This window comes from Marinobacter sp. MIT930201, from assembly GCF_047122665.1.
GTDB lineage: Bacteria > Pseudomonadota > Gammaproteobacteria > Pseudomonadales > Oleiphilaceae > Marinobacter > Marinobacter salarius.
Window position 1 is genome coordinate 839,697 of sequence record NZ_CP138916.1, and the last position, 17,272, is coordinate 856,968.

18 protein-coding genes are annotated in these 17,272 nt (G+C 58.5%); 1 reads left to right on the forward strand and 17 read right to left on the reverse strand.

Going from position 1 to position 17,272, the window contains the following annotated elements; genetic code table 11:
- The 6 genes from nuoF to SIC19_RS03970 form a co-directional block, all read right to left on the reverse strand.
- On the reverse strand, positions 1-1,383 hold the full coding sequence (nuoF, locus tag SIC19_RS03945; RefSeq protein WP_052479554.1) for an NADH-quinone oxidoreductase subunit NuoF: 1,383 nt from the start codon (positions 1,381-1,383) through the stop codon (positions 1-3).
- Positions 1,380-1,895: an NADH-quinone oxidoreductase subunit NuoE gene (nuoE, locus tag SIC19_RS03950; RefSeq protein ID WP_036204399.1), complete on the reverse strand. Its 516-nt coding sequence runs from the start codon at positions 1,893-1,895 to the stop codon at positions 1,380-1,382. Before nuoE ends, nuoF begins: the two co-directional genes overlap by 4 nt.
- Positions 1,895-3,640, reverse strand: coding sequence for an NADH-quinone oxidoreductase subunit C/D (gene nuoC, locus SIC19_RS03955; protein WP_041336806.1), 1,746 nt, complete (start codon positions 3,638-3,640; stop codon positions 1,895-1,897). Before nuoC ends, nuoE begins: the two co-directional genes overlap by 1 nt.
- 11 nt (positions 3,641-3,651) lie before the next feature.
- A complete protein-coding gene (locus SIC19_RS03960) occupies positions 3,652-4,329 on the reverse strand; it encodes a NuoB/complex I 20 kDa subunit family protein (RefSeq protein WP_085681405.1) in 678 nt (225 codons plus the stop codon).
- 72 nt (positions 4,330-4,401) lie between these two features.
- Complete coding sequence (gene ndhC, locus SIC19_RS03965) at positions 4,402-4,818, reverse strand: NADH-quinone oxidoreductase subunit A (RefSeq protein WP_041335332.1); 417 nt, start codon at positions 4,816-4,818, stop codon at positions 4,402-4,404.
- Between the two features lie 103 nt (positions 4,819-4,921).
- Entirely contained in the window at positions 4,922-5,149 is a 228-nt protein-coding gene (locus SIC19_RS03970; RefSeq protein ID WP_051946607.1) for a hypothetical protein, read from the reverse strand.
- Between the two features lie 174 nt (positions 5,150-5,323).
- On the opposite strand from SIC19_RS03970, the gene SIC19_RS03975 reads away from it, so the two are divergent.
- Positions 5,324-6,568 (forward strand): MFS transporter, encoded by a 1,245-nt coding sequence (locus SIC19_RS03975; RefSeq protein ID WP_278368224.1) that lies wholly within the window; start codon positions 5,324-5,326, stop codon positions 6,566-6,568.
- Positions 6,569-6,630: 62 nt separating this feature from the next.
- Here SIC19_RS03975 and SIC19_RS03980 read toward each other — a convergent pair whose 3' ends face one another.
- The 11 genes from SIC19_RS03980 to SIC19_RS04030 form a co-directional block, all read right to left on the reverse strand.
- On the reverse strand, positions 6,631-7,257 hold the full coding sequence (locus SIC19_RS03980; RefSeq protein WP_041335330.1) for a PQQ-binding-like beta-propeller repeat protein: 627 nt from the start codon (positions 7,255-7,257) through the stop codon (positions 6,631-6,633).
- A gap of 35 nt (positions 7,258-7,292) precedes the next feature.
- Positions 7,293-8,513, reverse strand: a complete 1,221-nt coding sequence (locus SIC19_RS03985) for a helix-turn-helix domain-containing protein (protein WP_269399902.1) — start codon at positions 8,511-8,513, stop codon at positions 7,293-7,295.
- 28 nt (positions 8,514-8,541) lie between these two features.
- Positions 8,542-9,930, reverse strand: a complete 1,389-nt coding sequence (locus tag SIC19_RS03990; protein WP_269399903.1) for a C13 family peptidase — start codon at positions 9,928-9,930, stop codon at positions 8,542-8,544.
- Positions 9,927-10,493 carry a YdeI/OmpD-associated family protein gene (locus tag SIC19_RS03995; protein ID WP_085681410.1) on the reverse strand — a complete coding sequence of 189 codons (567 nt, stop codon included), beginning with the start codon at positions 10,491-10,493 and terminating at the stop codon, positions 9,927-9,929. Before SIC19_RS03995 ends, SIC19_RS03990 begins: the two co-directional genes overlap by 4 nt.
- Before the next feature lie 153 nt (positions 10,494-10,646).
- The gene (locus SIC19_RS04000; protein ID WP_085681411.1) at positions 10,647-11,258 is read right to left on the reverse strand and encodes a LysE family translocator; all 612 of its coding nucleotides are present in this window, start codon (positions 11,256-11,258) and stop codon (positions 10,647-10,649) included.
- A complete protein-coding gene (locus SIC19_RS04005; RefSeq protein ID WP_085681412.1) occupies positions 11,259-11,999 on the reverse strand; it encodes an ABC transporter permease in 741 nt (246 codons plus the stop codon).
- Complete coding sequence (locus SIC19_RS04010) at positions 11,999-12,946, reverse strand: ABC transporter ATP-binding protein (RefSeq protein ID WP_085681413.1); 948 nt, start codon at positions 12,944-12,946, stop codon at positions 11,999-12,001. Before SIC19_RS04010 ends, SIC19_RS04005 begins: the two co-directional genes overlap by 1 nt.
- Positions 12,947-12,966: 20 nt before the next feature.
- Entirely contained in the window at positions 12,967-14,142 is a 1,176-nt protein-coding gene (locus tag SIC19_RS04015; protein ID WP_278368229.1) for an ABC transporter permease, read from the reverse strand.
- 3 nt (positions 14,143-14,145) lie between these two features.
- The gene (locus SIC19_RS04020; protein ID WP_412535579.1) at positions 14,146-15,063 is read right to left on the reverse strand and encodes an ABC transporter substrate-binding protein; all 918 of its coding nucleotides are present in this window, start codon (positions 15,061-15,063) and stop codon (positions 14,146-14,148) included.
- 184 nt (positions 15,064-15,247) lie between these two features.
- The gene (locus SIC19_RS04025; RefSeq protein WP_269399905.1) at positions 15,248-16,288 is read right to left on the reverse strand and encodes an NAD(P)H-dependent flavin oxidoreductase; all 1,041 of its coding nucleotides are present in this window, start codon (positions 16,286-16,288) and stop codon (positions 15,248-15,250) included.
- Positions 16,289-16,304: 16 nt separating this feature from the next.
- On the reverse strand, positions 16,305-17,180 hold the full coding sequence (locus SIC19_RS04030) for a LysR family transcriptional regulator (RefSeq protein WP_278368233.1): 876 nt from the start codon (positions 17,178-17,180) through the stop codon (positions 16,305-16,307).
- Between the last annotated feature and the right edge of the window lie 92 nt (positions 17,181-17,272).

Sequence of the window (17,272 nt, forward strand, 5' to 3'; positions counted from 1 at the left end):
TCAGACTTCTCCCACCGGAATCGGGTCCTGATGGGCCTTACCCCTGGGTTTGCTGACGCCCTGCTCAAACTCCTGCCGGAAGTGTTTGAGGGCCGTCTGTAACGGCATGGCGGCGCCGGGCGCATGGGCGCAGAAGGTCAGCCCTGGGCCGCAGTCCGCCGCCAGCTTGTCCAGTAGTTCGATATCGCCAGTTTCACCCTGCCCCAGTTCCAGTGCCCACAGCAGTTTGACCGTCCACGGCAGCCCGTCCCGACAGGGGGTGCACCAGCCACAGGATTCCCGCGCAAAAAACTCCTCCAGGTTGCGCATCAGCGCCACCATGCTCTGTTCCTGAGGCACCACCGTCAGCAATCCCGTCCCCAGACGACTGCCTTCTTTGCCCACGGTGTCGAAATCCAGCGGCAGCTCGAGATGCTCCGGCAACAGAAACCCGGTGCTGGCGCCGCCTGGCAGCCAGGCCTTGAGTGATCGGTTGCCACGCATACCCCCAGCCCGCTCAAGGATTTCTGCGCCGGTTGTCCCCATGGGCAATTCCCACAGGCCGGGCTTCTCCACCGGGCCGGACACGCCATAGAGTTTGCTGCCACCGTCGTCAGTGCGATCACCGGATAGTGCCTGATACCAGTCCGCACCCTTGAGGATCACCGCCGGCACGTTGCACAGGGTTTCCACATTGTTCACCACAGAGGGTTTGCCCCAGGCCCCGGACTGGCCCGGGAACGGCGGCTTGGCACGGGGGTTGGCCCGTTTGCCTTCCAGCGAATTGATCAGTGCGGTTTCCTCGCCACAGATGTACCGCCCTGCGCCGGTATGCACGGCAATGTCGAAATCAAAGCCGCTGCCATTAATGCTGGCGCCCAGCCAACCGGCCTCCCTGGCTTCGTCCAGAGCTCGGTTCAGAACTCGAGCTGCCTCCACGTATTCACCGCGTAGGAAGATGTAGCCGTAAAAGGAATTGTTGGCCAAAGCCCCCAGAATCATGCCTTCGATCAGCAGGTGAGGCTGTTGCTCCATCAGCAGGCGGTCCTTGAAGGTGCCTGGTTCCATTTCGTCCGCATTGCAGATCAGGTAGCCCCGGGGCATGTCGCCGCCCTGCAGGGTCAGGCTCCACTTGAGCCCGGCGGAAAAGCCTGCACCGCCGCGACCTCGTACATTGGCGTCTTTCATGGTGGCGATGATGGCCTGAGGGTCGCCATTGTCCAGCGCATTGCGAATCGACTGGTAGCCTTCCTTGCGCAGGTATTCGTCAAGCCAGATCACTTCGCCGTCGTCCCGCAGCCGCCAGGTCAGCGGATGGGTATCCGGATGACGGTCCGCCTCCGGTTGCAACAGCCGGCTGCGATAACGCACGGATGTTCGCTGGCTGGAAATGGACTCGCTCATGGGTAACCCTCCAGCAGGCCCGGCAGGTCGTCCGGCGACACCGGGCCATAGGTATCATCGTCAATCATCAGCGCCGGAGCGCCATCGCAGGCACCCAGGCAGCAGACCGGCAGCAGGGTGAACCGGCCGTCTTCTGTGGTCTGGCCATAGTCGATTCCAAGATGGCTCGCCAACGCCTGTTTCAATTCGTCGAAACCGCTCAGAAAACAGGAACTGCTGTCACAGACCAGCACCACATGCCGGCCCACCGGCTGACGGAAGATCAGGCTGTAGAAGGTCGCCACGCCCTCTACCGACGCGGGGCCGATACCAAGCACCTTTGCAATAGCGCCAATGGCACCGTCCGGCACCCAACCATAACGGCGCTGGACAATTTTCAGAGCCTCAATGCACGCGGCCTGGGGCTGCTCGTAGTGCCCTACTTCTTCCAGCATCGCGGCCTCATCCGCGGGATCAAGTTCGAATCCGTCGGTGCCGATAACCCGAGGTGTCTGCGGTGTTGTTGCCATCATCAACGGTCCACGTCTGCCATCACGAAGTCGATACTGCCCAGGTGGGCGATCAGGTCCGGTACGAAGCCTCCGCGCATCACCGCCGGTATCTGCTGCAGGTGCGGAAAACTCGGGGTGCGGATGCGGGTACGGTAGCTCATGGTGTTGCCGTCACTCGTCAGGTAATAACTGTTGATGCCCTTGGTGGCCTCAATCATCTGCAGGGATTCATTGGGTTCCAGCACCGGCCCCCAGGACACCTGCAGGAAGTGGGTAATGAGGGTTTCAATGTGCTGGAGCATGCGTTCCCGGGGTGGTGGCGTCGTCAGCGGATGATCTGCCTTGTAGTCACCCGCGGGCATGTTGTTGACGCACTGCTGGATGATTCGAAGGCTCTGGCGCATTTCATCGATACGCAACTGACCCCGGTCGAACACATCCCCGTTGTCGCCCAGCGGCACCTCAAAATCGAACTGTTCATAACCGGAGTAAGGCCGCTGCTTACGCAAATCAAAATCGCAGCCGGTGGCCCGCAGGTTAGGCCCGGTCACTCCCCACTCCAGTGCCTCGGCTGTATTGAAGGCTGCCACATGGCGAGTCCGCTCGCGCACGATGGCGTTTTCCATCATCGCCCGTTCGTATTCCTTCAGGCGTGCGGGCATCCAGTCCAGAAAGCCCTGCACCAGTTTTTCCCAACCCTGTGGCAGGTCCTGCATCACACCGCCAATGCGGTACCAGGCCGGGTGCATGCGAAACCCGGTAATGCCTTCAATCACCTCGTAGCCCCGCTGCCGGTCGCTGAACGTGTAGAACACCGGCGTCATGGCCCCCAGATCCTGCAGGTACGTCCCGAGGAACAACAGATGGCTGGTGATGCGGAACATCTCGGCCATCATCACCCGAATCACCTTCACCCTGTCCGGCACCTCAATACCGGCCAGTTTTTCTGCGGCCAGCACATAAGGCAGGTTGTTCATCACGCCACCGGTGTAGTCAATGCGATCGGTGTAGGGAATAAAACTGTGCCAGGACTGGCGCTCTGCCATTTTCTCGGCGCCCCGGTGGTGGTAGCCAATGTCTGGCACGCAATCGACGATTTCCTCACCGTCCAGTTGCAGCACGATGCGGAAAGCCCCATGGGCGGATGGGTGGTTGGGCCCCAGGTTGAGGAACATGAACTCCGCCCCGTCGCGTTCACGCTGCATGCCCCAGGCTTCCGGGTCGAACCGCATGGCTTCCTGTTCGGCATCTTGGCCTTCCACGGTCAAGGTGTAGGGATCAAACTCGGTGGCCCGGGCGGGGTAATCCTTCCGCAGCGGGTGGCCTGTCCAGGTCGGCGGCATCAGTATCCGCTCCGGATGCGGGTGTCCGGCGACGGCGATGCCAAACATGTCCAGAATTTCCCGCTCGTACCAGTTGGCATTGGCGAAGACGTTGCTAACGGTGGGCACCCGCAAATCGCTCTCTGGCAGCCCAACCTTCAGGATCAGGTCTTCATTACGCTCCACCGACAGCAAGTGGTAGAACACGGTGAAGTCAGCCTCTGGCAGACCGCTCCTGTGACCACGCAAGCGCTCATCCACGGCCGACAGGTCATAGAGCATGGAAAATGGCGCTGGTTGCCGCTTCAAGTGGGTCAGGATATCCACGATGCTCTCACGAGATACCCAGAATACGGGCATGCCCGTCAGCGTGGGCTGTACATGCAGTACATCCTCTCTAAAATCGCCCAGCAGGCTCTCGAAGTCAGCGGTGCCTGTCGTCATCGTTGCGTTTGTCACAGTTTGTCCGGCGTTCTCAGTTCGGTGGCCTGGATGCGCTGGTCCCGCCATTTTTCACGCTGGGACGGCATCTCCGCCCGATAGACCCCCTGATCGCCCACCACCCAGGACAGCGGGCGGCGTTCTTCCTGGATGGAGTCCTGCAGCAACTGCAACCCCTGCAGAAAGGCCTCTGGCCGGGGCGGGCAACCGGGCACATACACATCCACTGGCAGGAACTTGTCGACGCCCTGCACCACCGAGTAGATGTCGTACATACCGCCGGAGTTTGCGCAGGAGCCCATGGAGATTACCCACTTGGGTTCCAGCATCTGGTCGTACAGTTGCTGGATCACCGGTGCCATCTTGATAAAGCAGGTGCCGGCAATCACCATGAAATCCGCCTGTCGGGGCGATGCGCGGATAACTTCGGAGCCGAAACGGGCAATGTCGTGGGGCGCGGTGAAGGCCGTGGTCATTTCCACGTAGCAGCAGGACAGCCCGAAGTTGTAGGGCCAAAGGGAATTCTTGCGGCCCCAGTTGACCGCGGAATTGAGAACGTCGCTCAGCTTGCCGGTGAACACATTGCGTTCAAGCTGGCGTTTCACCGGATCTTCCGACGGTTCCTGTTGCCTTACCGGGTATCGCGTGTCACCTTCCGGCGAAGGTTCCGCTCTGGTCAGTGTGTAGGACATGCTGCGCCTCCATGGGCGCTGGTCCCAACAGCGAAATCACCGTTGGCCCGCGCCGTAATCGGGTGCGTTGAATCAGCCTGCCGGACTACGAGGTCTACCGCTGGATGATTCCGGGGCCCAGTCCAGGGCACCGGTACGACTGTCATAGAGCAGACCGGCCAGCAGAATCAGGATAAAAACCGCCGCGCCCCAGAATCCTGTCCAGCCCACGTCGGGAATGACAATGGCCCAGGCAAACAGGAACACGGCTTCGATATCGAAGATCACGAACAGCATCGCGACCAGATAAAACTTGACGGAAAAGCGTTGTCTGGCATCACCGGTGCCGACGATGCCGGACTCGAAAGGGAGGGATTTGCTGACACCCCGGCTACGCCCTCCAAGCAAGCTGGAGGCACCCACCATAAAGGCACAAAGGCCCAATGTGGCAACGATGAAGAAGCCGGTGGCCCAGTAGCGGACCAGCAAGTCAGTGACGGTGTCTGCCATGCGCTCTCCCTATGAATTCAGGATGAAGCCCTGACTAGAAACCTAACAGTGGATTAGCGTTTGCGCAAATAATGAACGGCGAAAATCAATGACCTGGGGCAACTCAGCCGCCCCTCACACCCAACCTGTCCAGATAGACATGGAGCTCCGCTTCGCTGATGTTGACGTATTCCACCACCCGGCCATAGAGCATAACCGTTGGCACGTTACGACCTTTTAACTCACGCTGGGTTTCGTGTAACACATAGAGAATGATCCGCTCCGTGCGGGTGAGACCGTCACGGGCGTCGGGGATGGTTTCCAGCAGGGTATCGATTTGTTCCGGCGTCAATGAACTTTCTACCTCACCTCTGAAGCGCTGTTCTCAACAGCGCACGAATTCACACCACAGACGGATCGGATGGGCCCCTTTAATTCAAGCGAGACCATCACTACAGTATTTCCGCACAACCCCACAAACTTATACGGACATCCAGACTAGCGGACAAGCGGGGACGGACGATTGATGCGGCAAACCATCATCAGCCTGACGTCAATGATCCTGAGCATCATTCTGCTCATCGCGGGTAACGCTTTCCTCATGACCCTGCTGGGGCTCAGGCTCAGCATCGAAGACTTCAGCGCCAGTGTGATCGGTTGGATCCTGGCGTTCTACTCCATCGGCTTTGTGGCCGGCACGCTCTATGCCGGGCGAATCATTGAAAAGGTGGGACACATCCGCGCGTTCGCGGTTTTCGCTGCGGTGCTTTCTGCCTCAATACTGATTTATCCAATGGCCGTCCAGGCCGGACTCTGGGGTGGCCTACGGGCCGTTGGCGGCTTCGTAATGGCCGGCCTGATGATCGTGATGGAAAGCTGGTTCAGCAGCAAGGCCGACAACCGTAACCGGGCCAGCCTGTTTGCCATTTACCAGGTCATCTTCTTCCTATCCACCGCCGGAGGTCAGGTGCTGATACGCGTTGCCGACCCGGCGGGCTTTATTCCCTTCTCCCTGGCAACCATCCTGGTGGTTCTCGCCCTCACGCCCCTGACAATGACCCGCCGGGAGTCACCGTCGGTTTCGCAGGGTGAACGCCTGTCATTACGTAAACTCTATAACAAGTCACCAACGGGCACGCTCGGCGCACTGATCGCCGGGCTGCTCATCAGTGCCTTCTATGCCATGGGGCCAGTGTACGCCAATCAGATTGGCCTGAACCTCGGGCAGCTCTCCAACTTCATGGCTTCGGCCATCGTGGCTGCCATGCTGATGGCCTGGCCCATCGGGCAACTGTGCGACCGCTTCGACCGATACCGGGTCATGCTGGTGGCCGCCATCGTCGCTGCCGTGTGCAGCCTGGCTGCCGCTGCTATTGGCAACATCAGCATGGTGGCCCTGGTGCTGTTTGTCGGGTTGTACATGGGTATCAGCGCTGCCATCTACCCCATCGCTGTGGCCATCACCAATGACCTGATGGAAACCCACCAGATCACCGCAGCAAGCACAGCGCTGTTACTGAGTTATGGCATTGGCAGCATCATCGGCCCGCTGATCAGTTCCCTGTTCATGGACTTTCTGGGGCCGCGGGGCCTTTTCGTCAGCAATGCCCTGATGCTGGGAGGGCTGATCCTGTTCATGGTGGCGGGGCCGAAGCGCCAACACCCGACTGTGGAGCAGCAGGAGCAGTACTACACCGTCACTCCGGAAGCAGGATTGGGGGTTGAGGAACTTGATCCGCGCAATACGGAGTTTGAATCACGAGACATCTAGGATGCGTAGGATGCGCCTGCAACAACCCCACTGCGCCACCTGTCCATGGATGGTTTTGGCAGTTAATCCGGACAACGAACAACCCTCAATTTTCCACTCTTCCCGCCTCCGCAGAAGAAGCGACTACGGCCATCTGCCTCAAGCCCCGATATGCCAACGCCGGACGGCATTGCAATGCTTTTCAGAACGTCCCCGGTCTGAGGGTCGATCTGCCTGATCTCATTGTCGTCACCGTCCCAGGTGGCGTGCCAAAGTTCGCTGTCGATCCAGGTAACACCGGTCACATGTCGGTTGGATTCGATGCTACGAAGAACCTTCCCTGTTTGCGGGTCCAGCTGATGAATCTTGCACGCCTGATACTGCCCCACCCAGAGAGACCCTTCCGCCCATGCCAGCCCCGAGCAGCCGTCTGGCGCAGGGATGGTTCCAAGTACCTCGCCGGTTTTTGGATCAACCTTTTGAATCTGGCTGTCCGCAATCTGAAAGATATGGTGCCCGTCGAAAGCGGTCCCAGCTTGTGCTGGCACACTAAGGGAATCGACCGGCTTGCCGCTATCCGGATCGATTGCATTCAGTTTGTCACCGGATGCAAACCAGACGCGCTCCCCATCGAATGTAACCCCATGGATCTGCTCAGCTCCGTGGAAGGGGCCGTACTCGTTGAGAATCTCTGCACTAAACTGTTTCATGGTCGTCTCCTGGTTGACTGAATCACGTCCCCATATTAGCCAAGGGCCAGTGAACCAGGGAGTAACAAGATTGTCGCGAATCCGGCAATGGGTGGCGTTGTCCAGCGGCGGTTGCGGCCCCGGCCAAACGAGTAAACCTTGCCTTCTGTCGCTAACGTATCGAGTGCCCGCTGCACGCTGCGCTGGCCGATATTCAACGCCAGAGCCAAGGCGGAACTCGACCAGGACTCACCATCGGAAAGCAGTGCCAGTATAGGCGCGTACTTTTCCTCCACTGGCTGTGCCAGGACGGCCACCTCGCACGCCTCGTGGGGTACCAGTGCAAAACCCCGTGACGTGGCATCCACGGTTGCCAACGGCTTCAATAACTCACGAAGGCGCCCGATCTCCACCCGCAGGCGTGCACGATGGGAATCATCAGCCTGTTTCATGCGAAATGCCCGTGCAATCAGCTCGTCTCTGGATGCTTCTTTGGGCCAGGCTTCAGCCATGATGCGAAGCAACACGAACAGCACTGGGCGCGTCGCGAGTAACACAACGGCTTCCTTGTGCTTCACGGTATAACGGCACCCGTCGACCACAAACGCCTGGGACGCCATTAACGCTTCTACTTCATTCAGAAGCAGCAACCGCTCACTACCCATCCTGGTCAGGCGAGCGGCGGGCAAGCCCAGGAGTTCAACTTTAATGGCGACTTCAGCCACAAGAGCCGGAATACCGGCGTGCTGTGAGGCGCGTTCGGCCTGCAGGAGCGCATCGCGTGCCACCTGGGTTTCCAGGCGCCGCATAGCGATCCCGGCAACAATGAGTTCGTGGATGGTTCTCAACGCCGGCGGCAACGAGGCAACGTCCGTACCCCCTAGTTCGAACTCAGCTTCATTGAGTCGACCAATCAGCAGCCGGCGCCGGATATCGATATAGCGCGCATGCGTTGCGTTCACCCGGTCGCCATGCTGTTCCAGCACCTCGCGCGCTGCGTCAAGCTTGCGGGATGGCCAGCCGAGATCACGGGAAGCAAGCGCAATTTCCGCCTCGGCCACAATGCACTTTGCGCGTGCCAACGGTTCCTGCGAACCAAAAGCACGGGTAGCGTTGCCTATCAACACCCTGGCCCGGTCCAGTTCTCCGAGCTGGGCCATGGCGATGCCACGCAGCGCAAGCGACGGCGCGTCGTCGCGCAAGGCAACGCAGTTCAGCGCGGCCAACGGGTCGCCCATCGCAAGCGCTCGGCCAGCGGCTGTGATCATCGGGTCCATCGCGAGCTCGTCACGGTGTTTTAGCTTTCTAAGGTGCAGACTGAGGCATCTGGCTCAACCACTCTCGCAGGTTCTCACCCACGTGCGACTGGGGATAGGACCAATTCGATTCCTCCATACCAATCTCTTCTTCCCAGGTTCGGATCTGCTGGTTGATGTCCTCGAACATGACATAAGGGGCGGCCAATGACAGCCCCACACTCTGATAAACCGCCTTGGTGAACCAAGTCATTTCCGAGTCATCACCGCAGCCGAAAGAGGTACGATCTGCCCGGGCGGAGGTCATGATCAGTGTGTCTGCGTCCTTGAGTGGCTCTATCCACTGGCCGGAGTAGCATGCGGAAATCACCAGCAGTTTTCGGCGTATGTTCAGTGGTTCCAGCATTTCCGCAAAATCCTGCGGCGAGAGGTTCGGCAACTCGATACCGGGTTGCTGCAACAGCAGTTGTCCGTTTTGCATACCGTGGCTGACCAGGTGAACCACAAGCAGGTCTTCCTCAGGATTCATCTGCGCATCCAATGCCTCCAGAGCTGAGGCAATGGATGGCCGGGTAGCCAGAGGAAACGTTTCATAGTCCCGGTGATTGAGCAGCATGATGGCGCGGTTTTCCACATCGAACTGCGCCTGAAGGCCAGTCTTAGCAACCTGGATATCGCGCATGAACACCGACTCGGTGCCGTCGCCACCCACGGCCAGGAAGTAGGCATCTGCCACCCCCGCCTGTTCCGGGGCGAGACTCTCGATCTGGTTGCTCAGGCGCTGACGGTCTTCGACGAGAATAGTCTCAGTCAAAAGCGCTGGTTCTTCCGGGACAGATGCTTCCGCGACGTACTCTTCCTGATCGACGAACTCACCAAACTCCCAGGTTCCTGTGAGGCTGCCCAGATCCTCCGATTCGCCGGTAAAGGCGTAGCTGCCTTCCCCGTGGTAATACCAGTCACGGAACTCCCCTTCGTAGGTGCCGTAATCCGTAACGTGTTTTCCCTCCACGGGCTCGCCATCTTCAAACTCAGCGATATAGACACTGCCACCGGCTTCGTAACGCCCCTCACCGTGAAACTCACCGTTCCGGAATTCCCCCTCGTAGCGACTGCCGTCGTCTTCGATTACGCCCTGTCCCGACATCGTCCCTTTCTGGAACTCGCCCTCGTAATGCCAACCCGCCGGAGATTCGAGCTCACCATGGCCGTGCCAGTAGCCTTCCTGAAACTGGCCGGTGTAGACCATGCCACTGGCAAATTCCTGAACGCCTTCACCGTGAAAGTAACCATCCTGAATATCACCGGAATAGGTACTGCCGTCCGGAAGGCGGGCGTCAGGCGGAAGAAGTTGTGGCGCATCGCAGGCGGTGAGCAAAAGGATTGCGACAAGCGGGAAAGCTCGCCGCAGGGGGCTTGAAACAACGGGCTTGCTCATCCAATCTCCTGTGTGTCCGCCGCCTTGGGCGCACTGAGTGCTTTGCTGTAATACCCTGAAGGATCAAAGCAGCAAACGCGCCGCTTTCCCGAGGCCAGCATGTCGCACGCATCGCTAATCCGCTTCGTCCGGGTTTTTGCCTGCTTGGCTGAGACAATCCAATGAATCCAGTCCAGACGCGCGATGGTGGTTGTCTCATTCCAAACCACCCGAGCCTCAGGAGCCGCTTCCAACGCCTCTTGCAGGTCCGAGGGAACTTCTGGTTCAGGTTCCTGGTCCACCGGCCTGATGCCCAAATCAACAACATCACCGACGCTCACACCTGCAGCTTCGAGATGTTCCTTGCTCACCTTTAGCCAATGGCTCAATTGACCATCGGGCTCGAGCGTTACCTGAAAATGATGACCGTTGAGGCTGGCCTCTACCGTTGTTCTTCCCCGCCTGGGAAGCTTTTCGCTTGCCTCCCGGGGCAGAACGATAAAGGCCCAGGGAGCGCCTTCGCCGGGCTTCGCCGGACAAAGTAATTCCGCGTTGAACTGAGAGTTTGTTTCACTTTGCTCCATGCTTTTCCTCCCCTCGACATGCACTAGGCATTACCACTTTCTTTGACTTTATCGCCGACATGTTTGGGAAATCTAACCGATGGCTACACCACAGACAATGGAGCAGTTTCCAACGACTGAAGCACCCATACAAGCGCTGGAAGTGATTCGCCGCTACCTGCTCGCCGTTGCCAGCCCCACCCCAAAACCAACAAACGTCGCCCCACCCAGTTTATTGACTAACTGCCCACCTTTCTCGGAAGAAAGCCAGCCACGGGCTGATCTGGCGAGGCGCGCATACAGCAAGTGGATGGCGACAACCAAAGCGCTGTAAGTGACGACCAAAAGGGCAAACTGGCCGACAAATTCAGTCGAGTAATCAATAAATTGAGGAAAAACAGACAGGAAGAAGAATACGGCTTTCGGGTTTGTGAGTTGCAATGTCAGCCCCTCAAGAAACTGGAGTTTCCTGCTCCGAGCTGCCGCCGCCGCTTCCTCCATTTCCGCAACAGGAGACCGCCACAGTTTTACCCCCAGATAAATCAGGTAGGCGGCACCAATAAACTTCATGATGCTAAACGCCGTCGCCGACGTCGCCAGTACAATGCCCAGGCTTGTGGCTGAAATACCCGCAACAATGAACGTACCAAAGGCAATCCCCAGAATTCCGCCGAAGGCACCGGACACACCGAACCGAATGGCGTTGGTCAGTGTCAACATAACGCCTGGCCCCGGGCTGAGGACAGTCGCTATAGCGATAACTACGAACAGCAGATAACTACCCATCTAGACTCCTACGGATTGCAATCGACGATCCCAGAATCGTTCAAGTGCTTCAAACAGGCTATCCGTTGTCAGCGCAAGCAACCCGATCAGAATCGCCCCTTGCAGCACATACGCGGTATTGCCGTTCACCAGCCCGGCAATCACCGGATCGCCCAGGGTGCGGGCTCCAATGGTTGAGCCGATAGCGGCGGTCGCGATATTGATAGTAACAGAGGTTCGAATACCCGCGAGAATGACCCTTCCGGCCAGGGGCAGTTCTACTCGCACAAGGACCTGCACTGGCGACATGCCCATACCCAGTGCGGCCTCCCGCACAGCCGGATTGATACCTTCCAGACCCGCCAGGGTATTACGCAGAATGGGAAGCAAGCCATAAAGGACCAACGCGAGAAGAATCGGTGCCTCGCCGAAACCAAGCACCGGTACCGCCAACGCAAGTACAGCCACTGGAGGAAAGGTCTGGCCAATAGAAGCCACCTGGCCGACCAGAGGCAGGAAATCGCGGCCAAAAGGACGGGTAACAAAGATGCCGCCAGCCACCGCAACGAACGTACCCACGGCCGCCGATACGACGACCAGCATCAGGTGATTCTGAAGCAGGAATAAAAAGCTCTCCCGGTCATAGATCACCTGCTGCTTGCCCGGCTGCACCCAGTTAAACAATGGCTCCAGCACCGGCATGCCGGCACTCAGCGCGAGCAGCAGCGAGGCCAAAAGAGTGGCAGGTAACCAGACACGCATTACACGCCTTCCTGGATAATGCGTTCACGGGTAATCACACCCGTCTCCTGCCCTTGCGCATTGAACACCGCAACCTGTCGCAGGTCCTGCCAGAGCATCACGGACAGGGCCAGGCGAATACTGTCCTCCTCCCTGAGCACATGCTCCCCAGGTTCGGACTGCCGCGGCTCGGTGTGATTGGCCATCAGGTCTCGCACAGGCCGCAGGCTCATCAGTTTCAGACCGCGGTCCTGCTTGCCAATCAGGTTTTCAACAAAGTCAGATGCTGGATGTCGGAGGATATTCTCCGGCGTGTCATGCTGGATGATGCGCCCCTGATCCATCACGGCAATGCGGGTGGCCAGCTTCAGTGCTTCATCAATATCGTGGGTCACGAAAACAGTGGTTTTACGGACCTGCTTCTGGATCCGCAGCATTTCCAGTTGGAGGTTTTCCCGCGTTATCGCATCCAATGCACCGAAAGGTTCGTCCATCAACAAAATGTTGGGGTCCGCCGCCAGTGCCCGCGCAACACCGACCCGTTGCGCCTGGCCGCCAGACAATTGCTGGGGGTATTTGTTGGCGTGGGCGCTGGGGTCGAGATCCAGCAAGGTCATCAACTCGTCGACGCGTGCGTCGATCCGCTCCCTCGGCCAGTTCAATAGCCTGGGCACCATGGCGATGTTGCGCGCCACCGTCCAGTGAGGAAACAGCCCCGTACCCTGGATCACATACCCCATGTTCAGCCGCAGCTGTTCCGGATTCATGGTGGTGATGTCCTCACCATCCACCAATATCTCGCCAACGCTGTGGGGCAAAAGACGGTTGATCATGCGCAGCGTGGTCGATTTACCGCAGCCGGAACTGCCCACCAGCACGCAGACTTCACCGGTTTCGATGGTCAGGTTAACCCCATCCACTGCGATAGTATCGCCGAAACGCCGGGAGACATTTTTCAGTTCAATCATCCGACCAGTTCCTTCCCCTATCAGGCCGTTGCCGGTGTCGGCTTGAGACTGGCCGCCAGCATCGTGAGTAACGCGTCGGCAAGCAGCGCCAACGCAATCGTAGGCAAGGCGCCGAGCAACACCAGGTCCATAGCCGCCTGCCCCAGCCCCTGAAAGATAAAACCACCGAAACCACCCGCTCCGATGAGGGCGGCTACCGCGGTAAGGCCGATTGCCTGAATGGTTGTGATACGTACACCCTCAATCATCACCGGCAGCGCCAACGGCAGCTTGAGCTGATAAAACACCTGGTGTTCATTCATACCCATACCCCGCGCCGCATCGGCCAGGCTTTCGGGAACTTCGGTAATGGCCACAAAGGTGTTGCGCACCATCGGCAGCAAACTATAAGCGATCAACGCCAGTAGCGCTGGCGCCCAACCAATCCCGCGGATGCCAAGATCCCGCAGAAACGGGAGCGCTGACGAGAGAGCACTGAGTGGCGCAATCAGCAAACCAAATACCGCAAGGCTTGGAATGGTTTGCAGAAAACTCACGGCGCCCAGAAGAGGGCGCTGCCAGGCGGGGCTGCGGATCATTTTAAGCGCCAGGGCGAACGCCAAGCCGGCACTGATGGTAACCGCGCCCAAAGCCAAGGCCAGATGCGTCCAGAGCGCCTGCTGAAACTTGTCCGGGCGAGCGTTGAACTCCCGCACCAGCGACAGACTCTCAAGGCCCTCGCCACGCAGAAAGACAAGCCAGCTTCCACCGACAAACACCAGCAGCATCAACTGCAACCAACGCCGGGCTTCGAGCCGGCCAAGGGTCTCAATCAACATCAGCGAAAGCAGAAACAGAAGAGACCAGAACCCTGCCCCGACCGACGAGCGGGCGTAGGGCGAACTCTCGGGAAGATGGAGGGCGGCAAACACCTCCAGCAACAGCGGCATCGTTGCCAGTGAAAGTCCGATCAGACCGAGCAGGAACTCATAGCGACGACGCAACGGCAATGTGGACAGCACAATGGTCGCCAGCAGAATCCCCGTAACCAGCCCTGCCCCTGTCCATCCCACGGCCGAAAGCAGGCCATGGCCGGTGCCCGGAACAATACGGTTGGGCTGGATAGTACCAAGGTCCAGCAACCAGACCAGTGCCAGGGCCAACACCCCAAGCACCGGAATGACTCGGTTTGGGCGCAAAGTCTCAGTGATCGCCAAATCTTAGTCCTGAGCCAGGGAATCCAGATAGTCCCGGGCAACGGCTTCTGCAGGCACACCATTCACCGCAACCTGGCCATTCAGGCGCTGAAGAGTCTCCAGGTCCAGTGACTCAAAGACCGGCTCAAGAACCTCGCGAATGTTCGGATACGTTTCCAACACATCGGCGCGCACGAGAGGCGCTGGTTGATAGACCGGTTGGACGCCCAGGGTGTCTTCCATCACCTTCAGGTCAAGCGCGTTTAGCCCACCATCAGTGCCGTAGGTCATGGCGCCATTCACATCGTTGTCGGTCAGGGCCGCAGCCCGGAGCGTCGCAGCAGTGTTGCCGCCGGACAGGATCAGCAACTGGTCAGACCCCAGTTTGAAACCGTACGCTTCCTGGAACGCCGGCAAGGCACTGGCGGATTCAACAAACTCGGCACTGGCCGCAAACTTGAAGGCGCCGCCGCCATTGATATAGGAAGCCAGATCTTCAAGCGTGTTCAAGCCGTTCTCACGCGCCAGATCGCCCCGCACACTCATGGCCCAGGTATTGTTGGCTTTCGCCGGCTTTAGCCAGACAATGTTATGGGCCTTCTTATCAAGGCTGGCAGCCTGTTCGTAAGCCTTGGCGGCATCTTTCCAGATGTCCCGGTCTGCCTGATCATGGAAGAAAGCGGCATTGCCGGTGTACTCCGGGTACAGATCTATCTCGCCGGCCTTGATAGCATTGCGAACGATGCTGGTCGCGCCGAGCTGCAGGCGGTTCTCAACCGGAATGTCGGCTTCTTCAAGGGTTTGCAGGATCATCTGGCCCAACACAGCACCTTCCGTATCGATCTTGGACGACACCACCACCGGATCAGCCGCCAGAGCCGGCCCGGAGATCAGAACAAGGGTAAAAGCCGCTGCGCGGTAAAAAGGAAAGATAGAGGGCACGATTATTCCTCTCATTGGTTGGCCTTTCTTTGATTATCAGATTATCAAGCCGCCACAACACCCTGAGACGGGCTTCCGGCTGCTGTTATCAGTCTATTGCAGGCAACTACGAAGACAAGGTTAATTTGGTCTTTCGCCGCATAATAGCGGCGGCTAGCCCTCTAATATCGCCGGCTCCGGCTTCTTATTTCGAAGAAGTCCCGATCTCCCGTGTAAGACTTGAAGCAGAAACTTCCTTGCAGCCACCAACATTCTGCCCCGCCCACAAAGGGGAAAAGTCACCGCTCCCATCAGCTTCGGCTTTTGCACGCAATGGCGCAATGGCGGATGACGCCAGGGGGAAAGCTGGAGCGCTGGAACTCATCGGCCCCAGTTCACGCATTATTCGGTTCACAATACCCCGGGCGGCGCCACCGCTGAACAGGTTTGTCAGTGCAGTAACACGGCTGGTCTCTGATTTCAGGGCGGCGCGATGCACTGCTTTGGTTTGAGCTTCGGGGCACAACAAATACGCGGTGCCAATCTGCGCTCCGGCCGCCCCAAGCGCCATTGCAGCCTGTACGCCTTTGGAGTCTGCAATGCCGCCAGCGGCGATAACGGGGATTTCCACCGCGTCTACCATTTGTGGAATCAGGGCAAAGGTGCCGACCTGAGTGCTGATATCCCGCGATAGAAAAAACCCGCGATGGCCACCTGCTTCAAGCCCTTGCGCGATAATGGCATCGACGCCCTGCGCCTCCAGCCAGAGCGCTTCGTCCACGGTTGTAGCGGTCGACAGTATCTTCCCGCCCCACCCTCTTATACGCGCCATCAACTCTTGTGCTGGCAAGCCAAAATGAAAACTCACCACCGGCGGCTTGAAGTCCGCCAGCACATCCGCTGCCTCTGAGCTGAAAGGGGCCCTTCCTGCTTGTGCGGATACATCATTGGAATCAATACCCAGCTCGTCAAAATATGGCGAGAGGGCCTTGCGCCAATGACGCTCTGCTTCGGCGTCGGGCTCTGGCGGGGTGTGACAGAAGAAGTTGACGTTGTAGGGCTTGCTGGTCTGGCTTGTCAGCGCCTCCAACTCTTTTCGCAGTGCTTCAGAGCTGAGCATGGCGCAGGGCAACGAGCCCAGCCCTCCCGCATTGGACACTGCCACAGCCAGTTCATGCCCCTGCACACCGGCCATCGGCGCCTGGATGACGGGTAAATCAATTCCCAGCAGATTCTGGATGATCATTTTTACCTCTAGGTTCTTAATTGGTGGAGAGTCGCTCCCAAAGCTCATGGGCAACCACCCCCAGAGCGCCTTCCCGACGACGCACCAGGTGAAGCTGTGAACGGCGGATCGGGTAACCTTTCAGGTCAAGCGTTACCAGTTCGCCGGCCTCCAATTCACGGGCAATCAAGTGCTCCGGCAGACCGCCCCATCCCATCCTGGCCAGCACAATCTCTTTTTTAGCGGCAAAATCCGACACCGTCCACCGTAGGCTCTCCGGAACCACGTCCCGGCTCTGGTCATATCGCCCCTGCCCGGTACCCGCCACCACAACCTGAACGTACGGGCGCATTTCAGCATTGCTCAGCCGCTTGCGACTGCTTGCCGGACCATAGCCGGGATGGGCTACCGGGATGATATTCACGGCGGTGTAGGGCGAAGCATGAACTGCCTCTGTGGAAAGACCATCCATTGTGGCGATGATAAAATCAACCTCGCCCGCCATGAGTCGTTCTGCACTGCCACCCATGGCATCCGACATCAGCCGGATATCCGTGGCTGGGTATGCCTCCTTGAGCTCACCAATCACTGACAGGAGATTACCCAACGGACAAGTGACGGATACCGACAGCCGCACCTCCGCTTCCTGGCTGGCCGACAACTTGCCGGCCAACTCCTTCAGGGCCTGTACCTGGTCCAGTACACCCCGTGCCTGGCGGTAATAGGCCTTACCGGCTGGGGTAAGCACCGGGCGGTAACTCTCCCGGGACAGCAGGGTTAGCCCGGTTTCCTCTTCCAGGCTTTTAATAGCCTGGCTCAAAGCGGGCTGGGATTTGTAGAGCACCTCAGACGCTTTGCGAAAGCTGCCTTGCGTCACGATGGCATCCAGTACACGCAATTGCTCCAGCTTCATCGACGCCTCTTGTTTCTTCACCCAAAGATGATTCTATTAAATTATCATTATCATAATAACTCAATATTATTCTATTCTTATTGCAGGCAGTA